This window comes from Luteibacter sp. E-22 (genome assembly GCF_049913125.1).
Taxonomy (GTDB): domain Bacteria; phylum Pseudomonadota; class Gammaproteobacteria; order Xanthomonadales; family Rhodanobacteraceae; genus Luteibacter.
Genome location: NZ_CP183975.1, coordinates 25,587 through 48,816, shown reverse-complemented (window position 1 = coordinate 48,816; position 23,230 = coordinate 25,587). Strand labels below are relative to the sequence as shown.

Sequence of the window (23,230 nt, the reverse complement as noted above, 5' to 3'; positions counted from 1 at the left end):
TCGAGGGCTTACTTGTCCCGAGCTACCGCCGCGATGGCAGGTGGCTATCTCCGAAGCGACCACGAGCTGATTCAGCGCTCGGTTCCAGACTTTGCTATGTATCTTGTTCATACGATTTCCTTCTGCATGGGCTGATGCACCGGGGGAGCGTGGTAGGGAACTGAAACGCAGGCGCGCAAAGGTCCGCGAACGCAGGAGCGCGTCCGGGTGGAGGGGTGCTTTCTTCTTATTTACGTCCGCGCGCGATCACGCGCGGACGTCATGCGTCCCGTCGAACGACGAGAAGTCTCAAGCCAGGCTTGGTCGTAATCGATGACGTGCCGAGGGCGGGGGATGTTGGGCGCCGGTGCGGGCAAAGCCGGGGTTCCCGGCTCGAGGACTGCGGGAATGGCTTCGGCCCAGGCAGCCGCCTGTCCGGAAATTCCGCTCGCTGGTCCGCCTGGATGGGTACGAATTATCCATCGCGTGTGCTACTCCCCCTGCAGCTTACTTCCATGGTTCGGCCGGCATGAATGCCGGAACATGCCCCGTGGTTTTTTATAGCTCAAATACTCCTACAGGAAAGATATGCACGATCTAAATCGTGACGTCTATCTCACAAAATCATCACGTTTCTTTGATGTCGATTTTTAGGACAAAGGTGGCATGTCGGTTGCTTCGACGCACAAGGATTCCGGCCCGGCAAGGACGGTGAAGGGGCAACGGATGCAAAGCCTCGTTGCCCCTCGGTGCTTCAGCCCTTCTTGCTTACCGCGTCGGCCGCTTCCTCGATCACCTTCACCACCTCGCGCGGATGCGAAAGCAGCGAAACGTGACTCGAAGGGAGCACCGTCGTATGCGCGTTCATCCGCTTTGCGACATCGCGCTCCAGCTGCGGATTGATGACCCGGTCGTTGGCCGAGACGATGTACCAGGTAGGATGGGTTTTCCATGCGGCGGCGGTGACCTTGTCGCCGAACGTGCTGGCGGCCAGCGCACCCTGCGTCACCGCCATCGTCTTCGCCTCGGCGCGCGGAAGGTCCGGAGCGAAGTTCTCGAGGACGCCCTGTTCCGTCTGATAGAGGAAGCCATGGCCGTCGTCGCGGATGGTGCCGAGCGCCGGCGTCTTCGCATAGGCGTTGACCAGTTCCCCGGCCGATTGACCATCGTCGTTGGCGAAGGCTGCGACATAGACGAGCGCCGCGACCTTGGGATCGTTACCGGCTTCGGTGATCACCGTGCCGGCCCAGCTGTGCCCGACAAGAACCACGGGCGCCGTGGCCGACTGCAGTACTTGCTTCGTGGCGGCGACATCCGCCGCCAACGAAGTGAGCGGGTTCTGCACCGCGAGCACGGTATAACCCTTGGCCTGCAAAAGCGGAATGACCTTGCTCCAGCTGGAGCCATCCGCCCATGCGCCATGGACTAGGACGATGGTCGGCTTGGCGGCTTCCGCGGCCTGCACGGAAGCGAACGAGGCGCCGGCGAGTGCGACCGCCGCGGTCAGGCGAAACGATAGGTTCTTTTTCATGGACTGCTCCTGGTCGTCAAAGGTCGGAAGAATGGGTCGACCTTCCAGGAGCTTAGGGAGCCGCTACCGCACGCGATTGAAATATCGGCAGGCATTCGCATGCGCGACCCAGCAGATATCACCAACCGTTTCAGTTCACCGCGCTATGGATTTCCGCGACATACCCGCCGGGAAACCTGACCATGGCCGCGCGGCGATCGCCTTCGGGATGGGCTTCCACGACGACGGTCGCTCCGCTGTCGCGTGCGCGGCGAAGCGTGGCATCGAGGTCGCCGACTTCATAGCCGGTGAGCTCGGTGCCGTAAGGCCAGTCGAGGTGGCCGTCGGTCACCAGCACCGTGGCCTTGCCGAAACCCGAAACGAGCCGGATACGCCGGTACGTGCCGTCGCTGCGACCGATTTCCACCGCGGATGCGTGGCGCTCGTCCGAGAGCAGCTTGCCGTGCGTAAACGCCAGGAACGACTTCACGAACGCATCGGCCGACTGGACCGGGAGATAGATGCGATTCTCCGGCACATGCTCGAGTGGGGCGGACTCCGACTTCTTCGTGTGCCAGTAGAATTGCGTGTTCACGCCACCGGGAAAGGTGACCACCGCGTCGCGGCCGATGGGATCGTCGAACGGCGCGACCAGGGTCGCGGCGCCAGCGGCGTTGGCGGCCTTGACAGCTTCGTCCACGTTGGTGACGAGATAGCCCGTGCGCTCCTGCCCGAATGGATACGGCACCGGCGTCTGGAAACCGAATACGGAGATCGCTCCGGAAGTTGTCCGGACCACCTGCGAGGTCGTCTTCGACGGTGTCGGCGTCACCGTGACGACCACTGGCGTCGTCGGCTGGCCGGCAAAGGTGGTCGTGAAACTACGGACGAAGGCATCCAGGTCCGCGGCGGCGACGTACACATGGGTCGTGTCGTATTGGGGGCCGACCGAGAAATCCCGTGTCGAAGCGAAGGCGGCCGGCACGATCGCCAGCGCCAGGGCGGCAAGGAGAATGTGTGTTCGAATCATGATGCGTTGCCGCGCCTCCGGTAGACGTTTGGCGTGATCCCCAAGGCGCTCTTGAAGGCACGCGTGAAATGGGCCTGATCGTTGAAGCCGAAAGCTATCGCGATGTCGGCGATGGTTTCGTTGGAGTTCACAAGCCGTTGGCACGCCTGTTCCAGGCGCTTGCCATGGCGCCACCGATGCGGGCTTTCGCCAAAGGTCGCCTTGAACGCGCGGCTGAAGTAGCCTCGTGACAGATTACATGCTGCAGCCAGTTCGGCGACCGCCAGGGGCGTGTCGAGCCGCGTGAGGGCGAGTTCCTTCACTACCTGGACTTGCCAGGACGCCAGGCCACCCCCTTGGCGCCATTCGCCACGCCCTTCCGTCGATTCCCGGTGTATGCGCAACGCCTGGGCGATGTAGTGCGCACAGGCGGCGCGGTCCGCGCGATCGAAGTCGGCGAGCTGGCGGAGCGCCTGGTTCAGTAGTTGCCGCACCACACGCGTCCGGGCATGGCTTGGGGTGGTGCGCGGCGCGAATGTCTCGTGTTGCATCTTGGCTGGGATGCTATCCGCCCGTGGCATATGCGTGACCCCCTGTATGGGGGGAATCCCTGGCAGGTATCTCCAAGCCGTCGGCGCGGGCCCTGGATCAGCGGAACCACGGCCTTGAGCGCAGGCGTGCCACCGTCCGCTCGGGCAACCAATAGGCCACCGGTCCCGGCACCCTCAGGATGGCCTGCGTGCCATTCGGTGGGCGCGGACGGATCGTCAGGCGGCTGGCCAGCTTCTCGGCGCGTTCGCGGATCCCGATCAGACCGAAGGACGGGCGATCATCGGTTCGCTCCATTTTCATGCCCTCGCCATTGTCGCGCACTTCGACCTCGAACCAACGCCGTGCGAAGGTCATCCGCACTTCCACCCGTTGCGCCTGTGCGTGCCGTATGGCGTTGGACAGCAGCTCGAAGGCGATCGCCTCGATATCGTCTTCCGCCGCGGGGTTCAGCGAGCGCGACTGCCCCACCGTGGACACCACCACGGCCGCACCGCCATCGCCGGTCACATCGGTGGCGTAAGCCTGAAGACGCTCGGCCAAGGTGCTGGTGTCCTCGCGCGCGCCTCGCAAGCCGACGATCTTGCGCCGCCCTTCGGCGAGGGCATCCTGCGTCGCGCGCAAGGCCCGTTCCAGCTTGTCGCGTGTCTCGGGCTCCTTGACCGTATCGGCGGCAACCTTCACCCGCAGAAGTACGCCTTGCATGCTTTGCAGCAGGGTGTCGTGCAAGTCACGTGCGATGCGCTCGCGTTCGAGCAGCCGCGCACAGATCAACACGCCAAGGCTTCGTAGCCTCCAGAGATAGGCCAGGTACAACAGGCCAAGCAAGACGAGAACGCCCAGCGCCCGAAACCACCACGACTGGTAGAAGAACGGCGCGATACGTATGTCGATGGCAACGGGCTCCCGCGACCAGACCCCGTCTTCATTGGCTGCCTTCAGCTCGAAACGGTACGTGCCCGGGCCCAGGTTGGTGTATGACACATGGCGGACGTTGCCGACGTCCTGCCACGCCCTTTCGAGTCCTTGCAGCCGATAAGCGAAGTGCGCGCGCGCCGGTACGCCGAGCACCGGCGCGGAATACACGATATCGAGACGGCGGCTACCGGCGGGCAGTTCGACCCGTCCGTCCACGGCGTTGCCGTTGATCTCCTGTACGACGGCGACGGGGGCGACGGTATTGCGTGGGATGCGATCCGTATCGATGGAAGCGATGCCCGTGTCCGAGGCGATCCAGAGCAAGCCGCCTGCCCCTGGCACGATCGACGGTGCCGGCCGCGAATCGCGCACACCCTGGAGGCCATCGCGTTCGTCGAAGCGCTCGTAGTCCACGTCGTTGTCGTGCGACCGCCACCACGCCGCCATCGATGCTTCGTCGATGCGATACAGCCCGTGGATCGTGTTGATCCACAGGGAACCGTCCGGACGCTGCACGATACCGGATGCCTCGCGGACGACTTCACCGCCGCGCAGGCGCAGGTTCGCGATCGGCTGGCCGGGGCGGAAGAACTGCACACCACGCTGGCCCGTGATCCACACGCCACCGTCGTGCGGCCAGATGGCATAGATGTGGCCGACGTCGATGCCATCGGTGGAGGAGAACACGCGGGCTCCGCTACCGTCGTCTTCGGACATCGCGAGCACGTTGTCGTTATAGGCCAGCCATAGCCCATGGTCGGTACGTCGCGCGATGGCCCAAAGATGGTTCGGCCGGTCTGGAAGGCCGACTTCCACGCCCATGAGGCGGGCGTCGCCGTCCTTGTGCCGATACGCCGGACCGATCCCTACCCAGACCGACCCGTCACGCGCCTGTGCCAAGGCACGGAAACCGGTGTCGCCCATGCGGATCGACGGAAAGAGCGGAATGTGTGCCACCGCCTGGCCATCCATGCGGACGAGGCCGCCGCTGCCGGCCATCAGCACCGAGCCATCCGTGCCCGTCGCCGCGACGCCGACACGCTTGCCCGCTTCCGGCCATGTTCGCGCGCCATCGCCGCCGAATTCCATGACGGTGTCGTTGAGCCGGCTGGCCCAAAGGTGACCGCGCCCGTCGACGGCGATGGCGGGCAGGTAGCTGTCCGTGGGCAAGGCCAGGCGGCGGAACTTGCCGAGCCGGAACTGCTCGATGGTGGCTGGCGTGGAGACCCAGAAATTGCCTTCCCGGTCGCGCAACGTGGCGAGCGCCTGCGCTCCGCCGAGACCGTCGGCACGGGAATAGGATTCCTTGACGGGCTCGTCGCTCGTATCACCGGTCCCGGGCCATGAAAGGCGCTCGATGCCTGTTTCGGTGCCGATCCATAACGTGCCTTCGCCGTCGACCACCTCGTCGGCGATCATCGTGTCGGGACGCCAGGACGTACCTTTACGGCCAAGCATGGCATCCCGCGCCACCTCGATCGTGGTCGCCGCGAAGTCCATTTCGCCCGGGCCCAGGCGCCAGGCCGTATGGTCGTCCTGCGCACGGCTCAACAGGAACAACGAGCCGTCCGGCGCGCGTATCGCCTGCATGAACGGTCCGGCCTTTCGGCTCCGCCACCGCGCGCCGTCGAAGCGATAGGCTGCACGTGGCGTCACCGCCCAAAGCGAACCATCGGCCAGTTCAGCGAACTGCATCACCGTCGACTTGTCGTCGTCGAGCGAGTAGACGGTGACCTTCCCTTGGTCGACGTGCGTGATGTAGCCATGCCGGTCGCCGACCCACAGGCTGCCGTCCCGTGCCGCGAGCAAGGACATGATCGACTGTTGGGGCAGCCGCCCGGTCAGGCTGCCGTCAAAGGACACGCCATCGAAACGGAACAGCCCGGTCGAGCCGCCGAACCACAGGAAGCCATCGCGATCCTGCGCCATGGCCTTGATTTCGGCCGGCGCACCATCTTTCGCGGCGAAAATCGTGTGCTGCCATTGCGCGATCGGCGTTACCGGTGCCGCCGGGGCGACGCCGGTCCACACGAATAGCCAGAACAACGAAAGAAACGTCAGCGTTGCCAGCGAGCGGCGTGCCATGAGGAAACCCCGGAGAGCGAGAGCTATTCTGACCTCTGTCATCACGCGCTTCCAGCACCCGACCTTCGCTAGCCGCCTAGGGTAAGCTCGCGCCCTTACCGATTCGACGGCTCCCATGACCGCACGCCCCCTCCGTATCCTCGTTGTCGACGACCATCCGCTCTTTCGTGCGGGTGTGGTGGCGTTGTTGTCTGCCGGCTCGGGCATGGTCGTAGCCGGTGAAGCGGACACGGGGAAATCGGCGATCGATGCGTTTCGGGCACTACGCCCGGATGTGGCCCTCGTGGACCTGATGTTGCCCGATATGTCCGGCGACCAGGTCATCGTGGCGATGCGCGGGATCGATCCGCTGGCCCGCGTGATCGTGCTGACCACCTATGCCGGTGACGCCTCCGCGCGTCGCGCGCTTGCCGCGGGTGCCCAGGGCTATCTCCTGAAGACGTCACTGGCCGACGACCTCGTCTCGACCGTCCGGTCCGTCCATGAGGGTGAGTTGCGCGTATCGCCGGAAGTGGCGCAGCAGCTGGCGGAACACAGCGGGGATGAATGCCTGACCGACCGGGAGATCGCCGTGCTTCGGGGCGTTGGCGCCGGCCTGTCGAACAAGCAGATTGCGCAGCGGCTGGGGCTATCCCCGGAAACCGTGAAGGAATACCTGTCCAACGCGATGGGTAAACTGCACGCCAGCAACCGCGCGCACGCACTGGCCATCGCGCTCGCACGAGGATTCCTTCGCTAGGTCCGGGGGGTGCGATCGTAGTTCACAGGCACCCACTGGTAGCCGTCGCCGGCGCGCTTACCGGCGCCGGTATCGATGAGCACCAACCTGTCCGACGTCTTTGCGTGCCGTCCAGCAGCGCTGGCGACTTCATCCCCACCCATGCGCATGCGATAGAAGCCGGGACCTTGCGGCCCCACCCGCACGTCGGTTGCAGAGGCGACGGAAGCGATGACGGTGAGCGCCAGCACCAACCACGCGCGCGTCATGCCTTGGCTCCCCGTCCAGCCCTGTAGGAATACGCCTTGGCCACCTTCGCATTCATGGACTGGGCGACGAGGTCGCGCGCCATGTTGCGTTTGTCGTAGCCGGTCGCGGGTTTATCGGCTTGCCATAGCCGCGCAGGTCGGGCGCGATCACGCGGTGTCGTACCGGCTCTTCGTGAGCCGGTCCCGACATGCTAGCGTTAGGGCTTGGCTCGTTGCTTTTTTCGGAATACCCATGCGTGGATGCGAGGCACATGACGCGGTCGTCCTGGCTGCCCAGGGCAATGCCCGGCTGGCCACGCCGAAGCAGCTGCTGACGGTCGCCGGCGAAACATTGCTCCAGCGTGCCGTCCGCATGGCCAAGGCCACCGGCCCTACCCATCTCATGGTGGTGTTGGGCGCGCATGCCGAACAGCTGGCTTCCCTTGTCACGGGCACGGCCATCCTGTTCGACCCTACCTGGGAAGAAGGTGTGGCTTCGTCCCTGCGCAGGGCGGCGGCAGCCCTTGCCGGCCGGCCGTATCCCTTGCTGGTCACGGTGGCTGATCAGCCTTGCCTCACCCAGGAGCACCTCGACAAATTGCTGGTCGCCTATGACGGCAGCTGTGACGTGGTATCGGCTTACGGGGATGCCCTGGGTCCGCCAGCATTGCTTCGTCCACAGACGCTGGCCCAGGCCCGCACGCTCCAGGGTGATGCCGCCTTCCGCCGGTTATGGACCGGCGGCCATCCGGCGGCCATTCGTCGCGATGCCTTGGCTCGCAGGCTCGATACTCCGGAAGACGTGGTCGATGCGATCCGTGCGGGGCTTATCGACGACTAGCGGGCATTGGGGGCGGCGGGGTGATCCGCATGTCAGGAGATCGCCATGACTTGGGCCTGCCAGCGCCTGCTCCGGCACGGTCTAATGACATCGCTGGACAATGCCGGTGGTTATGGCTGGTAACGACAACAGGGGAACTGCTTTGAACATACGCACCCGGGCTCCCGGCTACCCATGGATATTGGCGATGCTGCTCGCCATGGCGTTTCTTGGTCATGCCACCGCAGCCCGAGCCGACGATGCGGACGACCCTTACGCCTGCGAGACCGGGATGTTCACGGAAACCGCCAAAGCCATCGGGTTCGCTGGCGGTGACGCCTTATGGGGCGACACCATGTTCAATGCGTGCCGTTACGACCCCGGCCGCGATAACCGCGTCATCGTCGCCCTGACCTATCTCGCGGGCGAGGAGAAGAGCGGCCAGAAATCCAATGACGATTCCAAGTTCATGCGGGATCTCGACGTCGTTGTCCTTGAACCGGACCAGCACACGGTCATGGCACATGCGCATGAAGACGCGGCTATCGAAGACGGCGGCGCCCGCCTCGAAGACATTACCATCGATACGGCGCGATACATGCTGGCCCCCGGCCTGCGGGCCTTTGGAGTGAGCGTGAACAATGGAACTCATTGTACCTGTGCGAACAGTAGCTCCACTGATCTCAAGCTGTACGTACAGCACGGCCATCGACTCGACAACATCGCCAACATCGAAACCTATTCCTGGCAGTCCGGCTATGAAATGGGTACGAAAACTCCACCCGCTTGCACTTCAACCGCCACGCAGAAGAAAACGGTCATCAATATCGCTAAAACGAGCAGCCACGGCTTGGCCGATCTACAACTCGTCACTACGGTGACGGAGGAGTACGACTTCGACGAAGACCCTTCCAAGTGCCCGGTAATCAAGCCGACGAAAACGATAACGACACTTCATTTCGATGGCGCGGTATATAAATAGCGCTCCTTCTGGGATAGCGGCGTTGCTGATGATCGCCGCTGTCCATCTCGCCACTGTCTGAAGGTATCACCCAACCTTACTTGCGCGCGGCGATGATCTCGCTCAGGTAATCGGGAGTACCTTCGATACGCACCAGATGCGGGTACTGCAGACCGCCGTGATAGTCCACCGGGATCGTACGGAAGCGGCCCTGGTACTTCACCGTCAACGAGATGGGTGTCTTGCTGTCCTTGGCGGCGGTAATCGCGCTGGTCAGGGCGTCCTTCGAATAGGTATTGCCGTCGACGGCGACCACGGTGGCGCCGGTGCTGATGCCAGCCTTGAACGCAGGACCATCCCAGCGCACGTCGTTCACCTTGCCGCTGTCGGTCATCGTCAGGCCGATCGACCACGTAAAGTTGAGTAGATGGCGGGAGGATTGGGGGCGGCTGTCCGCCTGCTTCTCGTACTCGCTCTGCTTATCGTCGTAGACCAGCTTCCAGCCCGTGGCCGCGAGGCCATCCTGCAGCGGTGGATCGAGTGCATTGACATGCGCATTCAGGAAGCTCGCCCAGTCGTACTTGGCGACACCGTTCAGGGCTGCCACCACGTCGTCGAACGTGTAGGTCTTGGGTACGTAGCTACCGTTGTCGACACCGAAGAACGCGCGCGCGAAATCGTCGAGCGACTGCTTGTCGTGTGTCAGGTTGCGCAGCTTGGCGTCGACGGCCAGCCACATCAGCTGGCCTCCGCTGTAGTAATCTTCACTCATCTGCCAGCTGCGGTACGGCAAGGCCGAGCGCCTGGTGATGGTCGGGTCGTTGGTGGTGTCTTCGAGGGTACGCCACTGGAAACCTTCGCGGTTACGCTCGTAGTTGGCCGCGACCATGGCCAACCCATCGCGAAACTCCTGCGGCGTCCACATACCGGCGCGCGCGGTCAGTACGAATCCCCAGTACTGGGTCTGTCCCTCGTACACCCACAGAAGCGAATCGCCCATCGGCACGTTGAAGTTGGGCGTCCACAAGTCAGCCGGGCGGCGGAACTTGCCGTTCCACGAATGCGTGTACTCGTGAGCCAACAGGTCGCGTTCCGACGCCGCCTCTTTCCAGGCGGTGAAGTAGTCGGCACCCAGACCGTCTTCGCTGGACTGATGGTGTTCCGTGCCGTTGCCCGCCAGTTGATCCGATAGCGAGAACAGAAAATCGTAGTGGTCGTAATGGTGCGATCCGAAGAGCTTCACCGCCTGTGTTACCAGCGCGCGATGCACCGCGACCTGCTCGGGCGTCATCTCCAGGTATTTCGGCTCGTCGGCGACGACGTCCAGGTACACCGGGGCCTTGTCGCCCGGGTTGAGCGCGACGCGCTTGAAGTACTGGCCCGCATAGACCGGCGAATCGACCAGGTTCTCCAATGTCACGGGCTTGAAGGTCGTGGTGTCGCCCGACTTCGAAGCCGTTTCGAGTGCGGTACCGAGCTGCCAGCCGTGCGGCAACGTCAGGCTGGGTGCGAAGGTGATGCCCCGCGAATAGTAGCCTGCGGGATATAGCGCCACCTTGCTCCATTCCATGGCCATCATGCGGTCGGTGATCTCGAAGTCGGCGCTATCCTCACGCTCCGACAGGTACTGGAATTCCACATCGACCGTGGAAATACCCGCGGGTACGTCGAGGTGGAACGCATAGACGTTGTACTCGTCGCGCTTCCACGCGAGTGGCTTGCCATTGGCGCTGATCTTGAGGCCTGCGAGCATCGCGATCGGGCCGGTCGGCGAGTGGTCGCCGGGGATCCACTGTGGATATAGCAGGGTCAACGCACCTGCCTTCACCGGAATGGTTTCATGGACGCGGAAGATACCCTGCACCGTATCGTTGGCATCGACGTGAATGGCCACCGTTCCAACGTAAGGCGAGTCCAGCGGGGGTGGAACGTGATCGGAAACCGCCTGTTGCGCATCGACCGTGCCCGCCGCGAGCGCCATCGCCAAGACCACGACGGGACGCAAAAACTTACGACTTGTGGTAGCCGGCGAACCAGCAAGAGTGGTTGGGTACATGAAGGACTCGCGGTGAGTGGAAAGGGGCGCATGCGGACGATGTGTCGGCCGTTCATCATAAACCGGCTGAGTACTTTTCATGACGGCGAAGTTGCCCTTGGGCATGGAGTTCGCCCCATCCGCACCCGCCTGCTCGATGAGGTCGCGCTCGTTGAGCGCCGGGATGATCGGCGATGCGCGATCCATGCTGAAGCTTCGGGGTTCAGGGTTGCAGAAATCCGCGCTGGATCGCCAGCATCACGGCATGCGTGCGGTCCCGGGCATCGAGTTTGGAAAGGATACTGCGCATCCGCGACTTCACGGTCTCTTCGGAGACGAAGAGTTCGCCGGCGATCATCTTGTTGGCGTGCCCCTGAGCCACCAGGGCGAGCACGGCGATCTCCTTTGCCGTCAGCAATTCCGTGCCGGCGTAGACGGCCAGGTCGTGTGCCACGTCTGGATCCATCACGTGACGGCCGGCCATGGACGCCCGAATTGCGCGGATGGTTTCGTCGAGACTGGATGACTTAAGCAGGTACGACGTGGCGCCCAGCATGAGCGCGCGCATGATCCGCGCATCACCCGGATAGCTGGTGAGTACGATGATGTTGGCGTCGGGGAACTCGTTACGGATCGCGCCGATGGCTTCGAGCCCATCGACATCCGGCATTTGCAGGTCCATCAGGGCGACGCTCGGGCGGAGTTCCCGGAACTTTTCGATCGCCTCACGGCCGTTGGTCGCTTCACCGACAATCGCCATGTCCGCCTGCGTCGAGACGGCCGCGCGCAGGCCGTGCCGCATGACCGGGTGGTCATCGGTGATCAGTACGCGAATCATGCTGCCTGCGGTATCCGCGACGTTCACGGTGGTGCTCCCCGCGCGTAATACGGCCACCGTGCATCGGGCTTGGCCCTGGGTCAATACCCATCGGAGTGAAAGCGCTCCCCCCAGCGATGGCAGGAAGGTCCAGCCTGCAGGGGATGGGGCTTTGCCCCGACACGACCTACCGTTGTCCGAGGGAAACTCCGTGGAGCATCGCCATGCCCGCTACCTCTGTCTTCGGTCCGTTCCGCCTCGAGCCCGCACTGCGCACCCTCTACCGCGATGGCGCCGTGGTCAAGCTGGGCAGCCGCGCCTTCGACATCCTGGTGATGCTCGTGGAACGGCAGGGCGCCGTCGTCACGCCACGAGAACTCATGGCCGTCGCCTGGCAGGGGCTGGTCGTCGGCGAATCGAATGTACGCGTGCAAATCGCCAACCTGCGCCAGGCGCTCGGGCGCGACGGCGAAGGTAGCGGATACATCGCCAGCATCCCCGGGCGGGGCTACACGTTCTTGGCCTCCGTGGAACGGCCCGTCAAAGCCCGATCGCCAGCGTCCCCGCACCCCACGTGGCGCGCAGGCACATGGTCCTGGCGCTGGGTCGGACCGACCACCTGACGTCTCGACGGCTGCGCGCTAGAGCGTGGCCGTGTCCGTTACCGCGACCATCCGTGGCGCTCTCGGCAGCGTGATGCTGAACACCACCAGGCCAAGCAGCGTCAGGACGAACCCCGCCCATGCCGCCGATAGAAGGCCGAGGCCCGCCGCGATCGCGGCGCCGCCGCCCCACGCCCCGATCGCATTGGCGACATTCAGCGACGCCAGGTTCATGGCGCCCATGAGGGTCGGTGCCTCCGGAGCGAATTGCGTGAGGCGTACCTGGATGGTGGGGATGGCGATCATCATGGTGGCACCCACGCCGAACAACGTGGTCATCAGAGCCCACACGTTGCCACCGGCCACCGCCAGGGTGGCGAGCACGACAAGCGCCGCGCCGTAGCCAATGACAAGACCACGCTGCGGGTAGCGATCGGCGAGCTGGCCACCGAGCAGGTTGCCTAGGGTCATGCCGATACCGAACAGCGCGAGGGCAACGGGGATCCACGTGCGGTCGAGCACGACCACGTCGGTGATGAAGGGTCCGATGAACGTGTATACGGCGAAGATGCTTGCCACTCCGAGGGCGGCCACAAGCATCGTGGCCCACACCGAGCCTTTGCGCAGCGCGCTGAGTTCCTGCACCACCGGGCCACCACGCAGGGCGTCAGTGCGCGGCACCCATGCAAGCAGGGCAAAGAACGCCACCGTGCCCAGCCCGGCCACGGCAAGGTAAGTGTTCCGCCAACCAAAGTTCTGGCCTAGGAAGGTGGCGAGCGGCGAACCGACGATGGTCGCCACCGTGAGGCCCGTCATCACGAGCGCGAACGCCTTGCCACCCTTACCGGGCCCGACGATGTACGACGCAACCACGGCTCCCGCACCGAAGTAAGCGCCCTGCGGAAGACCGCTGATGAAACGTGCGACGGCGAACATCCCTAGATTCGCCGCCTGCGACGACAACACGTTGCCCACCACGAACAGCACCATGAGGCAGAGCAGAAGCGTACGGCGGTTGAGGCTGGCCGCCGCCAACGTAACGGCCGGGGCACCGATCACCACACCAAACGCATAGGCGGTGATCGCATTGGTGGCTGTGGGCAGGCTGATGCCCAGCGAGACGGAAAACAGCTGCAGGATACCCATGCTGGCGAACTCGGACGTACCGATGCAGAAACTGCCGAGTGCGAGCGCAAACAAGGTGAGCGAGCGCCGCGCCTGTTGCTTGTGGTCCCGGCAGTGGACGTGGACGGAGGCACACTGCGCCTCGAATGCTTTCTCGTGCATGGGACTAGCCTCGCTTACCGGGCCATGCGGCCCGTCAGATGGTGTCCACCGCCTCCAGCGGCATGGCGTTACGCGTTGCCAGGTCGTTGATGCGAGTCAGGTAGTGCTGGTAGTGCGGGCTCGCCCGGTGGACCGTGGCGGCATCCGCGTCGACGTACATTTCGTCGATGACGAACTCGCCAGGCTTCTCGCGGTGGCGCCAGAGGTTGTAATGGATGTTGCCCGGCTCTCCGCGCGAGGGCGTCGCCATGCTTCGAAGCAGCGCTTCGAGTTCGCGCTCCTGGCCGTCTTTGGCGGTAATGACGGCTATCACCTTCACTTGCTTCGATGCCATGGCGGCGTTTCCTTGATTGGGAGGCCGGACACCGGAGGTCATTCAACCTTCGCGAGCGCTTCGACGATCGCCTTTCCGACCGCCGTTCCCGAGGCCGGGTTCTGTCCGGTGATCAGGCGCCCATCGACGACCAGGTTCGGCTGCCACGGGTCCGCGCAGGAGAACTCAGCGCCGGCTTCGCGTAGCACGCCTTCGAGGTCGAACGAGACGTCCCTCGCGGCGTAGCCATCTTCCTCGGCTTTCGAGAATGCGGTGAGTTTGTGGCCCTTGACGAAGGGCGTGCCATCCTCGAAGCGTGCGCCAAGGAAGGCGACAGGCCCGTGGCATACGGCGGAAACGATCTTGCCGCCGTTCCATGCGCGCAACACCGCCTGTTTTACGTACCGATCCTTCGCGATGTCTGCCATGGGGCCGAGGCCACCGGGGAAGAAGATGGCGTCGTAGTCGAGCACATCCACGTCGGAGAGCTTGCGGCTACGCTGCAGGCGGCGGTAGGCCGCGCTCTCGAGGAACTTCTTCTGGACAGGATCTTTGGCGTCGTAGCCATCGTCCGGGACGATCCCGCCGAGCGGCGAGGCGAACTCGACGGCGATACCGGCTTCCTCGAGGACGTCGAACGGGTGGGCAATCTCCGGGAAGAAGAAGCCAACAGTGCGTTCGAACGGCCCGAGCACGGCTGTATTGGTCGCAATGCAGAGAACATGTTTGACGCGCATGGTGTGTGCTCCTTCGATAGTCAGAACGTCATGACCGCGCGCCCGACGATGTCGCCCGTACGCAGCAGGTCGATGTACTTATTCAGCTCGTCGAACTTGATCGTCTTGATCGTGTGACGGATCTTGTCCTGCGCGGCCAAGGCCATGACCTCCATGAGGTCGGCGTTGTTGCCCCAGAACGATCCATGGAAGCTCTGCTCGCGCGAGACGCGTGGGAAAAGCGGGATATCGATCCGGTCGCCGACGAGACCCACGTCGACATAGTGGCCGCTGGTCGAGAGCAGGCTCATGCCCAGCTGGATCATCGACGGCGCGCCCGTGCAATCGATGATCGCATCCAGCTCACCCTGGCCGAACGTCTTCGTCAGGTCCTTCTTGATATCCGCTTCCGACTTGTCTTTCACCGCGATGGTGTGGTCGACACCGTAATCCCGCGCCACGCCCAGCTTCTCCTCGCTCCGGGCCAGTGCGACGACGCGCGCGCCACCGCCGAGAAGTCGCGCGTACTGCACGGCGTACGCACCCAGGCCACCTACACCGAGTACACCGATGACCCGGTCGGGGCCGAGTGCGCCGGCATCGCGAAGCTTGCGTATGCCTCGATACGTGGTCAGGCCTGCGTCCGTGAGCGGCGCAAGCTGTTCGAATGGCAGGTTCTTGCCGACCTTGATGACATAGCGGACAGGTACGGGAATGAATTCGGCAAACCCGCCCACGGGACCGAAACCCGGCCAACGCACATTCGGGCATATCTGTGTGTCGCCGACCTGACAATGCCGGCAGATGCCGTCACCCCAACCAGGCGCAACCACCACGTGGTCGTCCTCGGCGATGCCTGCACCCTTCGGTACCAGCGAGCCCATCTTCGCGATGACGCCCGTGATCTCGTGACCAAGCGTGAGCGGTGGTTTCAGGTCCGCGTAGGGCCGGAAGTAGCCATCGATCAATTGCACATCGGAACGGCACATGCCGCAGGCCTTGACCTGTACGAGCACTTCGTCCTCCGCGATGTCTGGAACCGGGATATCCTCCAGGACCAGGGGTTTGCCGTACTCATGCATGCGTGCAGCTTTCATGTTGGTACACCTCGGGGATGGGTAAGGGGTATTACGAGACTGCCGCGAGCGCGGCCTCGGCCACCGCGATGTCCTGCTCGACGGTGCCGGCGCTGGTACCAACCGCACCGATGATCTGTCCCTCGTGGACAACCGGTATGCCCCCGCCAAAGATCACCACATCGCCCTCGTGACTGTTCTGAATACCATAGAGCTGGCTTCCGGGCTGGGCGAGATCACTCAGGAAAGCAGTGGTCTTGTCGAAGATGCGCGCAGTGAGCGCCTTGTGGATCGACAGGTTGATGCTGCCGATAAGAGCACCGTCCTGGCGGACGAAGGCGATCAACCGACCACCCGCGTCGACGACCGCGATGTTGTAGGCGATGCCGAGCGAGGAAGCCTTGGCCTCCGCCGAGGCAATCATGGCTTTTGCATCATCGAGCGTGAGCGTCTGGAACGAGCGTGGCATGACAAAAAAAACTACCTCGTGCGGGGTTATTCTGGTGTACCACGGCACCTCGACCGGACGCGCGTAAAACGCGGTGAAACCGTGCAGAAACGCGTTCAACGCAGGCATCTGGACGCTACGAAGAGGACGCGGATTCGTCGACCGTTGGCGCATGCAACGTTCGTCCTTCATGCGTCGGCTTGGTAAACGGCGTGGGCTGCGGTGGTTGGAAGTTCGCCAGCCCAGCGGTCGCCCAATCGATGCCTTCGAGCTCGCGTGCGAAACGTTCGGCGTCGCGTTGTCGCACTATCCCGGCGATCTCGTCGGCCTCGCCAGGCGAAACGCCCAGCTCCATCAACGCCCTGCTGCCGAAGCGCAGGGCGGATTCGAATGTTTCCCGAAAGTGTAGCTTCACGCCTTGTGCCGCCATGCGCAGGGAATGCTCGCGATCGTAGGTGCGCACCATCAGCACGGCACCGGGATAGCGCTCCTTCGCAATGTCGATGATCGTGTTCGCCGTCGTGTGGGAATCGACGCAGATGGCGATGACACGTGCCTTGTCCGCGCCAGCGGCGTCGAGTACATCCAGTCGCGTACCGTCGCCGTAGTAGATCTTGAAACCGAATCGGGTGGCCGCTTCCACCATCTCCACATCGGTATCGATGACCGTTACATCGACATCCCGCGCCAGCAACGACTGGCTCACCACCTGGCCGAAGCGGCCGAAGCCGACCATCAGCATGCTGCCGGAGAGTCCGGGCGGGACGCCAGCCGCACGAGGCCGTACCCGTCGCGCAGGCATGAAACGGCGGGCGGTGGCATGAACCACGGGTGCGGCGGCCATGGACAGCACGACGATCGCGGTGAACCGCGCGTTATCTTCCTGGCTCATCAGGCCCGTCGCCGCGGCGCTGCTGTAGAGCACGAAGGCGAACTCGCCGCCCAGCGGCATGAGCAAGGCGCGATCCAGGGCTTCCGCATGGCCATCGCCGAGGGATCGGGCCACCCCATAGATAGCCGCCGTCTTGGTGATCATCATTGCCAGGACACCCAGCAGCACCGACAAGAAGTGCTCGCGCACCACATCGAGGTCCAGCGCCATGCCCACGCCAAGGAAGAACAAGCCGAGCAGCAAGCCTCGAAACGGTTCGATATCGGCCTCCAGCTGATGACGGAAGCTGGACCGGGAAAGAAGCACGCCTGCGAGGAACGCGCCGAGCGCCATGGAGAGACCGCCTAGCTGCATGAGCAGGGCCGCGCCCAACACCACCAACAAGGCGCCGGCGCAAAGGACCTCACGCACTTTCGATCGCGCCAGGATGCGGAACAGGGGATCGAGCAACCATCGGCCGGCGACGAGCAAGACCAGAAGGCAGCCGACCCCGGTAAGCGCCGATGCCCATGGCACCCCGTGCGCCGAGCTTTCGTGCGTAGGCGACATCCAGGCAACCACGGCAAGCAGCGGCACGATGATCAGGTCTTCTAGCAGCAGGATCGCAACGACCTTTTGACCGGAGGGCTGGGCCAGCTGGCCAGACTCCGAAAGCAATTGCATCACGATGGCTGTCGAGGTCAGCACGAAGCCCATGGCGCCCACGAACGCTACGCGCGGCGGCGCGCCTAGCAGCCACGCCACGCCCGTCAGCGCGGCGCCGCATGCCAACAGTTGCGTGAGGCCCAGGCCGTAGATAGTGCTGCGAAGGGACCAAAGGTGCGCGGGGCGCATTTCCAGCCCGATCACGAACAGGAACATGACGACGCCGAGTTCGGCGAGCCCGAGGATGGCTTCCGGATCGGTGAACCAGCCCAGCACGAAGGGACCGACGAGCACCCCTGCGACGAGGTAACCAAGAACGGCCCCCAGTTTCAGGGCGCGGAAGACGGGCACGACCAGCACGGCCGCACCGAGCAGGGCGACGGCCTGCAGGAGCTGGCTATTGGCGATGCCGGTCATCCGATGATGGTAGGCCTGCGGTAGGCGGCATCATCGCAAAGGCTCGTCAAACCACGTCAAGCGTCGTGAACCTGCTTGCGCCCGGCCGCCGTGGCGTTCAACCTTGAGCCGTCTGGCTCTGCCACCGGCGACGGGTGCCACGCGATGCGAACCGCGATAACCATGGGGTTGCTCTTGCTCATGGCCGGCGGTGCGCGCGCGAACGACGAGTACGTCAATCCCGTGTTCTGCTATCGCGTGGTGCAACCACCGGACGTGTCCAGGGTCGTGGCGCGCGCCGACGGGACCGAGATCACCATGCAGCTGGCCGGGCCGTGTCCCGGACCAACGTGCATTTCCATAAGCATCGCCGCAGGCTATCCACGCAAAAGCGACGACTTGCCACATGCCCACGGCTATTACCGTGCGTTGGGATGGAGGTCCGCCAAGCCCAGCCGGCGAACCATTGCAGGGACCCCATGGATCGAGCACACCATGTCGAGCGGCGATGCCGCACTGAGCCTGCACGAATATGCTCGCGGCCGCGGTAAGGCCACCTATGTCGTGGCCGCGCACTATCCGCTCGAAGCGGATCCGCGCGTACGACGGGAGGTGACGAATCTGCTCGCCTCTTGGCGTTGGGTCAGCGCGTGTCTCTAGACACGCGTCGAGCGGATGCCCCGTCTGCGCAGGCAACGCAGCGGCAGGGTGAGGGCCACCGTGGTGCTACCCGCTGCCGAGCGGATGGAGAGCATGGCACCCAGCCCCGCAGCGCGTTCGCGCATACCGGCGATACCCCAATGGCCCGTTTCCTCCGGATCGTCTTCCGTCGCGAGGCGCATTCCGATGCCATCGTCCGTGGTGGTCAGCTCCAGCGCCCGCCGGGTCGTCACCAATCGCAACACAATGTGTTTCGCAGTGGCGTGGCGAAACGCGTTGACCAGGCTCTCCCGGCATATCGCGAGCACGTCTTCACCCACGGTGGGATCCATGTCCTGGTCTACGATGCGCACGTCGATCGTGATCTCAACCTGGGATGCCTTCTCAAGGAGTCTTGCGAGTTCTTCCACCGCGGAACCCAGCTTGCCTAACGAAGTGATGTTGGTGCGCAGTTCCCGAACCCGGTCACGCCCTTCGACAATGAAATCGCTCGCGACCTTCAGTGTGCTCTGAATGCCTTCCTGGAGCGGATCGTCCTTCGGGATCGCCGCTGCAACAGCCTGGAAGCGCAGCATGATGCCGTAGATGGCCTGCAGCAAGGTGTCGTGCAGTTCCCTTGCTATCCGCTCGCGCTCCTCGTGGCGCGCTTCCGACTGCAGGCGTACGGCACGCGAAACGCTGCGGATGCGCCATCCATACGCGATGGCAACCAGTGCCAACACAGCGAGCACTTCAAGGGCGATGAACCAAGGGGCCTGGTAAAAGCGCGGTGGAATATCGATGGCGAGACTCGCGCCTCGTTCGTTCCACACGCCGTCGTCGTTCGATGCAATGACGTTGAAGTGGTAGGTGCCTGGGGAGAGGTTGGTGTAATACGCCTGTCGGCGAGTTCCAGCATCGACCCAGTCCTTGTCCTCGCCATCCAGTCGATAGCGGAAGCGGACACGGGAAGGTGATGTGAGGCCTACAGCGGCGTAGTCGATCTGCAACGAACCATCCCCGGCAGAGAGGCGTACCGTGCTTGCAGGATCAAGCACGCGGCCGCCGGCCTGCACGCCCGTAACGTAGACGGGCGGCGGATTGGTATTCCGGCGTTGCACCGACGCATCCAGCCAGTACAGGCCCTCGTTGGTCACGAGCCAGATCCGCCCGCTGTCGTCTTCCCGCATGCTCGGGACCGGTTGCCCCTGGCGCGCGATGCCTTGGATGCCATCGCGGAAATCGAACGGCCCCACCTGGGGGCGGTAGTGCGGATCGGAGAAGGCGGTTTCCAGCTCCGCCGCCGTGAAGCGCAGCGCGCCATGGCCGCCGTTGATCCAGAGGTCGCCGTTGGTGGCCTGGACGATACCGGTGATACCCATGAGGGCGGGGAAGTCACGGTCGGTCAGCGATTGCATCCGGCCTTCGCGATAACGCGCGAGGCCGGTGCTACCTCCGAAGAACACACCGCTCGTACCGGCCGTAACGGTAGCCACGCTCCCGATGTCCGCACCGTTGTGCTGGTCATAAAGAACCTCGCGGCCGGACCGATCCACGCTCAGCACCTCACCGCCTGCATAACCGAGCCAGAACGTGCCATCGGCGGCCATGGCCCCGGTGGTCGGGTAGCCCTTGGCGCCGCTGGTGTGCGCGGACCACGTCTCCCACCGGTCATGCCGGAAGCGGTGCACGCCCAGTCCTTCGATCGAGGCCCATAGTTCGCCGGGCGCTCCTGCCGCGAGGAACTTAAGGCGCGATCCATAGAGCCCGTTAGGAAGGGGCACCGTTTCCAGGTGCCCGTCGCGATAGCGGTAGATGTCGTGGTAGCCCATGACCCAGAGCACGCCGTCGGCGTCGAACAGAATGCTGAGGATGTCAGGCACATCGGCGAGGACGGTGACCAGGTCATCGCCCTGCAGCCGATAGACGGTTTCCTGGTTGGATATCCAGAGTTGCCCATGGGCATCGTGCGCGACACTTGTATGCAAGCGCGCCTCTGGTCCGAAATCGCGAAGCGCGCCCACCGGCCCCTTGTGATAACTGTCGATGCCCGAGGCCGTGCCGACCCATGCGTTTCCCTCGCGATCGACGATGACGGGCGTGGCCGTGTTTGACGTGAGGCCCTGCGGTGCGGTGAAGGTGTTGCTTACTGAGCTGTCGGTAACGATACCCGGGGGTTCAAGATGATCGGGGTCGGCGACGTGGAATACCTTGCCCGTACCCAGGCCAGTGGCCCACAACCCGCCTTCCTGATCGAACGCCATCCGCAGCGCGGAATGCGCGTCAGTGACGGGTAAGGAGGCCGCACCGGTCAACGTAGGATGCTCGTCCGAAAGACCAGGCAAGGGGCGTGTGCCGTGAAGACGATCGGATACCCACAACGTGCCTTTGTTATCGAAAGCGAGAGTCGCCCCGGGGGCAAGCGCCACGTTGGTGGGCCTGAAGGCGGTAGCACCGCGCGGCAGGTACACGAGCTTGTTTACAGCGGCCACCCAAAGCGTGCCCGCTCCATCGAACAGGGCCCAGTCCGCCCGGTCGGCCACATAACCCCAATCGCCGCCGACCTTGTGCCAGCGTGCGCCGTCGAAGCGGCCGAGCCCCTGACTCGTCGCGGCCCACATGTCGCCGCCGGGGCCCTCGGCGAAAACGAGCACCCAGCCGGGTGGAAAGCCATCCGCCACGTCGTACGCGTGGAGTGCGCCGTCGGCAATGTAAGCGGCGCCGCCGTCGTAGAAGCCGACCCACAGGCCCCCGCGTGCCGTGAACTTCAGTGCCGTGATGTTTGCCGACGGCAAGTGCTGTCCGGCGGGCGGCGCGTAGCGCGAGAAGGTGACGCCATCGAATCGGTAAAGACCGGTGCCCGAGCCCAGCCACAGGTAACCATCCGGCGCCTGCGCGAGTGCGATGTTGGCGGGCGGGGCACCATCACGCGTCATCCAGGCCTGGTGCACGACCGTTCCGGGCAGCAACGCCCCGGGACCTTCGGCGCGGGCCACGCCCGCGGCTGCCAGGGCCACGGCCACCAGCATCCTCGGCAGTGCTCGGGAGATCGCGAGGGCGTGCATCGGTAGGGATTTAGCGATGCGCCGCCCGAAAAGATTGGCAAAACTGTACCGTCGTTATCCTGAGCGGAAAACAATCATTTTTTCGGCCGTCATCTCTTCCATGGTGAACGGAATGCCGCCGACGCCATGGCCGGAGACATGTCGGCCCGCAAAAGGCATCCAGTCCACCCTGAACGCCGTGTGGTCGTTCACCATGACGGCCGAGGCATCGAGCCGATCGGCCGCCCGGAAGGCCGAGTCCAGGTCGCGGGTGAAGATGCTGGACTGAAAGGCCTCGGGGAGCGAATTTGCCGAGCGGATCGCATCGTCGAGGCTGCTGAAGCTGTAGACGCACGTCAGTGGGCCGAACACCTCTAGCGTGGATACCTTCGCCGTCTTCGGCGGGTCCAGCAAGATCGTGGGGTAGAGGGTGGTGTCACTGAGGCGCCCCCCTCCGATCGGCCGGGCTCCAGTCGCCACGGCCTCGTCAATCCAGGCCTGCACGCGGTCCGCTTCCTTCGGCGTGATCAGCGGACCAACCTCGGTCTCGGGAAGCAGGGGATCACCCGTATGCAACGCCTGCACGCGACGCGCGAAGCGGTCCGAGAATTCCTGTCGCAGGCTCTCATGCACGTAGATGCGCTGGACCGATACGCATACCTGCCCGGCATGGTAGTAACCGCCCTTGGCCATCGGCTCGATCAGGCGATCGAGGTCAGCGCTTTTGTCGATGATCACCGGCGCGACGCCGCCGTGCTCCAGCGCGCAGCGCGCTCCCGGCGCCAGCTTCGAGCGAAGGTGCCAGCCGACGCTTGCCGAGCCGATGAAGCTGAGGAAGGCGACACGTGAATCGGCGACAAATGCTTCCGCGAGCTCACGTGACTCCGGAAGGAAGGTCTGCACCCAGCCTTCGGGCATGCCGGCTGCCTGCACCATGTCTACCAGCTCGACACAGTTCAACGGTGTCGCTGCCGCAGGCTTGATGATGACCGGGCATCCGGTAGCGATCGCAGGGGCTAACTGGTGCACGGCCAGGTTGAGCGGATGGTTGAATGCCGAAACGGCGGCGACCACGCCGATCGGCTCATGGACCGTCCACGCGCGGCGATTTTCGCTGGAAGGCGAGACACCCATGGGAATCTCGCGCCCGCCGCGCGTGCGCAAAATCTCAGCGGCACTGCGGACACCGTCGATCGCGCGACTGGTTTCGACCATGGCGTCGGTATACGGCTTGCCACCTTCACGCGAGATCTGCCGGGCGAAATGCTCCCGCTTGCCTTCCATCAACGTCGCGAGCCTATGCAGTATGTCGATGCGCTGATGCGGTTTCAGCCACGCAGAGCGGTCGCGCGATAGTCGAAAGGCGACGCCGAGTTTCCTCTCCAGCGCAACGGCATCGTCGGTTGGCAGTTCCGCAAAGGGTTGGCGATCGAACGCTTGCACGACGGTAAGCATGACGGCTACTCCAGGCCTGCGGCAAAGGGCCGTGACAGACATGCAGGTTAGCCTCGCACCCGCGCGGT

General features: G+C 64.0%; 20 protein-coding genes and 1 pseudogene. 5 read left to right on the top strand and 16 right to left on the bottom strand.

The annotated features are described in order from the left end of the window. Positions 1 to 24 precede the first annotated feature (24 nt). The 5 genes and pseudogenes from ACN9M2_RS00210 to ACN9M2_RS00190 all read right to left on the bottom strand — a co-directional run. A pseudogene (locus ACN9M2_RS00210) lies at positions 25 to 111 on the bottom strand (ESPR-type extended signal peptide-containing protein); the annotation flags it as partial. Between the two features lie 622 nt (positions 112 to 733). Continuing rightward, on the bottom strand, positions 734 to 1,510 hold the full coding sequence (locus ACN9M2_RS00205) for an alpha/beta fold hydrolase (RefSeq protein ID WP_426286192.1): 777 nt from the start codon (positions 1,508 to 1,510) through the stop codon (positions 734 to 736). A gap of 130 nt (positions 1,511 to 1,640) precedes the next feature. Then, positions 1,641 to 2,519, bottom strand: a complete 879-nt coding sequence (locus tag ACN9M2_RS00200; protein ID WP_426286191.1) for a glyoxalase — start codon at positions 2,517 to 2,519, stop codon at positions 1,641 to 1,643. After that, positions 2,516 to 2,992: a helix-turn-helix domain-containing protein gene (locus tag ACN9M2_RS00195; protein WP_426286190.1), complete on the bottom strand. Its 477-nt coding sequence runs from the start codon at positions 2,990 to 2,992 to the stop codon at positions 2,516 to 2,518. The genes ACN9M2_RS00200 and ACN9M2_RS00195 overlap by 4 nt, the downstream gene beginning before the upstream one ends. Before the next feature lie 154 nt (positions 2,993 to 3,146). Continuing rightward, a complete protein-coding gene (locus tag ACN9M2_RS00190) occupies positions 3,147 to 6,050 on the bottom strand; it encodes a sensor histidine kinase (protein ID WP_426286189.1) in 2,904 nt (967 codons plus the stop codon). Between the two features lie 115 nt (positions 6,051 to 6,165). On the opposite strand from ACN9M2_RS00190, the gene ACN9M2_RS00185 reads away from it, so the two are divergent. Beyond that, entirely contained in the window at positions 6,166 to 6,789 is a 624-nt protein-coding gene (locus ACN9M2_RS00185; protein WP_426286188.1) for a response regulator transcription factor, read from the top strand. Here ACN9M2_RS00185 and ACN9M2_RS00180 read toward each other — a convergent pair. Beyond that, positions 6,786 to 7,037, bottom strand: a complete 252-nt coding sequence (locus tag ACN9M2_RS00180; protein WP_426286187.1) for a hypothetical protein — start codon at positions 7,035 to 7,037, stop codon at positions 6,786 to 6,788. The two genes, ACN9M2_RS00185 and ACN9M2_RS00180, sit on opposite strands and share 4 nt — an antisense overlap. A gap of 232 nt (positions 7,038 to 7,269) precedes the next feature. On the opposite strand from ACN9M2_RS00180, the gene ACN9M2_RS00175 reads away from it, so the two are divergent. Continuing rightward, positions 7,270 to 7,857, top strand: coding sequence for a nucleotidyltransferase family protein (locus tag ACN9M2_RS00175; RefSeq protein WP_426286186.1), 588 nt, complete (start codon positions 7,270 to 7,272; stop codon positions 7,855 to 7,857). A 187-nt stretch (positions 7,858 to 8,044) separates the two neighbouring features. Further along, entirely contained in the window at positions 8,045 to 8,818 is a 774-nt protein-coding gene (locus ACN9M2_RS00170; RefSeq protein WP_426286185.1) for a hypothetical protein, read from the top strand. Positions 8,819 to 8,894: 76 nt separating this feature from the next. On the opposite strand, the gene ACN9M2_RS00165 is transcribed toward ACN9M2_RS00170, so the two are convergent. Beyond that, on the bottom strand, positions 8,895 to 10,778 hold the full coding sequence (locus tag ACN9M2_RS00165; protein WP_426287957.1) for a M61 family metallopeptidase: 1,884 nt from the start codon (positions 10,776 to 10,778) through the stop codon (positions 8,895 to 8,897). Positions 10,779 to 11,055: 277 nt separating this feature from the next. Further along, on the bottom strand, positions 11,056 to 11,697 hold the full coding sequence (locus ACN9M2_RS00160; protein WP_426286184.1) for a response regulator: 642 nt from the start codon (positions 11,695 to 11,697) through the stop codon (positions 11,056 to 11,058). A 176-nt stretch (positions 11,698 to 11,873) separates the two neighbouring features. On the opposite strand from ACN9M2_RS00160, the gene ACN9M2_RS00155 reads away from it, so the two are divergent. Beyond that, on the top strand, positions 11,874 to 12,272 hold the full coding sequence (locus tag ACN9M2_RS00155) for a winged helix-turn-helix domain-containing protein (protein WP_426286183.1): 399 nt from the start codon (positions 11,874 to 11,876) through the stop codon (positions 12,270 to 12,272). Positions 12,273 to 12,290: 18 nt separating this feature from the next. Here the strand turns inward: ACN9M2_RS00155 and ACN9M2_RS00150 are convergent, their stop codons facing one another. The 6 genes from ACN9M2_RS00150 to ACN9M2_RS00125 are packed head-to-tail and all read right to left on the bottom strand — an operon-like array spanning position 12,291 to position 18,045. After that, positions 12,291 to 13,538 (bottom strand): MFS transporter, encoded by a 1,248-nt coding sequence (locus ACN9M2_RS00150; RefSeq protein WP_426286182.1) that lies wholly within the window; start codon positions 13,536 to 13,538, stop codon positions 12,291 to 12,293. Between the two features lie 34 nt (positions 13,539 to 13,572). Next, positions 13,573 to 13,872 (bottom strand): putative quinol monooxygenase, encoded by a 300-nt coding sequence (locus ACN9M2_RS00145; RefSeq protein ID WP_426286181.1) that lies wholly within the window; start codon positions 13,870 to 13,872, stop codon positions 13,573 to 13,575. 38 nt (positions 13,873 to 13,910) lie between these two features. Continuing rightward, positions 13,911 to 14,588, bottom strand: coding sequence for a type 1 glutamine amidotransferase domain-containing protein (locus ACN9M2_RS00140; protein WP_426286180.1), 678 nt, complete (start codon positions 14,586 to 14,588; stop codon positions 13,911 to 13,913). A 20-nt stretch (positions 14,589 to 14,608) separates the two neighbouring features. Next, positions 14,609 to 15,664: an NAD(P)-dependent alcohol dehydrogenase gene (locus tag ACN9M2_RS00135; RefSeq protein WP_426286179.1), complete on the bottom strand. Its 1,056-nt coding sequence runs from the start codon at positions 15,662 to 15,664 to the stop codon at positions 14,609 to 14,611. Between the two features lie 31 nt (positions 15,665 to 15,695). Further along, the gene (locus ACN9M2_RS00130) at positions 15,696 to 16,211 is read right to left on the bottom strand and encodes a GlcG/HbpS family heme-binding protein (RefSeq protein WP_426286178.1); all 516 of its coding nucleotides are present in this window, start codon (positions 16,209 to 16,211) and stop codon (positions 15,696 to 15,698) included. A gap of 16 nt (positions 16,212 to 16,227) precedes the next feature. Further along, entirely contained in the window at positions 16,228 to 18,045 is a 1,818-nt protein-coding gene (locus ACN9M2_RS00125; RefSeq protein ID WP_426286177.1) for a monovalent cation:proton antiporter-2 (CPA2) family protein, read from the bottom strand. Positions 18,046 to 18,189: 144 nt separating this feature from the next. Here ACN9M2_RS00125 and ACN9M2_RS00120 point away from each other — a divergent pair, with 144 nt between their 5' ends. Next, positions 18,190 to 18,684 (top strand): hypothetical protein, encoded by a 495-nt coding sequence (locus ACN9M2_RS00120; protein ID WP_426286176.1) that lies wholly within the window; start codon positions 18,190 to 18,192, stop codon positions 18,682 to 18,684. Here the strand turns inward: ACN9M2_RS00120 and ACN9M2_RS00115 are convergent. Both ACN9M2_RS00115 and ACN9M2_RS00110 read right to left on the bottom strand, forming a co-directional pair. Further along, complete coding sequence (locus ACN9M2_RS00115; protein WP_426286175.1) at positions 18,681 to 21,680, bottom strand: triple tyrosine motif-containing protein; 3,000 nt, start codon at positions 21,678 to 21,680, stop codon at positions 18,681 to 18,683. The two genes, ACN9M2_RS00120 and ACN9M2_RS00115, sit on opposite strands and share 4 nt — an antisense overlap. 102 nt (positions 21,681 to 21,782) lie before the next feature. After that, a complete protein-coding gene (locus ACN9M2_RS00110) occupies positions 21,783 to 23,162 on the bottom strand; it encodes an aldehyde dehydrogenase family protein (RefSeq protein ID WP_426286174.1) in 1,380 nt (459 codons plus the stop codon). Between the last annotated feature and the right edge of the window lie 68 nt (positions 23,163 to 23,230).

Excerpts from the sequence above, each read along its gene's own strand:
- ACN9M2_RS00205 (WP_426286192.1), bottom strand. The coding sequence starts at position 1,510 with ATGAAAAAGAACCTATCGTTTCGCCTGACCGCGGCGGTCGCACTCGCC.
- ACN9M2_RS00200 (WP_426286191.1), bottom strand. The coding sequence starts at position 2,519 with ATGATTCGAACACACATTCTCCTTGCCGCCCTGGCGCTGGCGATCGTG.
- ACN9M2_RS00190 (WP_426286189.1), bottom strand. The coding sequence starts at position 6,050 with ATGGCACGCCGCTCGCTGGCAACGCTGACGTTTCTTTCGTTGTTCTGG.
- ACN9M2_RS00185 (WP_426286188.1), top strand. The coding sequence starts at position 6,166 with ATGACCGCACGCCCCCTCCGTATCCTCGTTGTCGACGACCATCCGCTC.
- ACN9M2_RS00180 (WP_426286187.1), bottom strand. The coding sequence starts at position 7,037 with ATGACGCGCGCGTGGTTGGTGCTGGCGCTCACCGTCATCGCTTCCGTC.
- ACN9M2_RS00175 (WP_426286186.1), top strand. The coding sequence starts at position 7,270 with ATGCGTGGATGCGAGGCACATGACGCGGTCGTCCTGGCTGCCCAGGGC.
- ACN9M2_RS00170 (WP_426286185.1), top strand. The coding sequence starts at position 8,045 with ATGCTGCTCGCCATGGCGTTTCTTGGTCATGCCACCGCAGCCCGAGCC.
- ACN9M2_RS00165 (WP_426287957.1), bottom strand. The coding sequence starts at position 10,778 with ATGGCGCTCGCGGCGGGCACGGTCGATGCGCAACAGGCGGTTTCCGAT.
- ACN9M2_RS00155 (WP_426286183.1), top strand. The coding sequence starts at position 11,874 with ATGCCCGCTACCTCTGTCTTCGGTCCGTTCCGCCTCGAGCCCGCACTG.
- ACN9M2_RS00150 (WP_426286182.1), bottom strand. The coding sequence starts at position 13,538 with ATGCACGAGAAAGCATTCGAGGCGCAGTGTGCCTCCGTCCACGTCCAC.
- ACN9M2_RS00145 (WP_426286181.1), bottom strand. The coding sequence starts at position 13,872 with ATGGCATCGAAGCAAGTGAAGGTGATAGCCGTCATTACCGCCAAAGAC.
- ACN9M2_RS00140 (WP_426286180.1), bottom strand. The coding sequence starts at position 14,588 with ATGCGCGTCAAACATGTTCTCTGCATTGCGACCAATACAGCCGTGCTC.
- ACN9M2_RS00135 (WP_426286179.1), bottom strand. The coding sequence starts at position 15,664 with ATGAAAGCTGCACGCATGCATGAGTACGGCAAACCCCTGGTCCTGGAG.
- ACN9M2_RS00125 (WP_426286177.1), bottom strand. The coding sequence starts at position 18,045 with ATGACCGGCATCGCCAATAGCCAGCTCCTGCAGGCCGTCGCCCTGCTC.
- ACN9M2_RS00120 (WP_426286176.1), top strand. The coding sequence starts at position 18,190 with ATGCGAACCGCGATAACCATGGGGTTGCTCTTGCTCATGGCCGGCGGT.
- ACN9M2_RS00110 (WP_426286174.1), bottom strand. The coding sequence starts at position 23,162 with ATGCTTACCGTCGTGCAAGCGTTCGATCGCCAACCCTTTGCGGAACTG.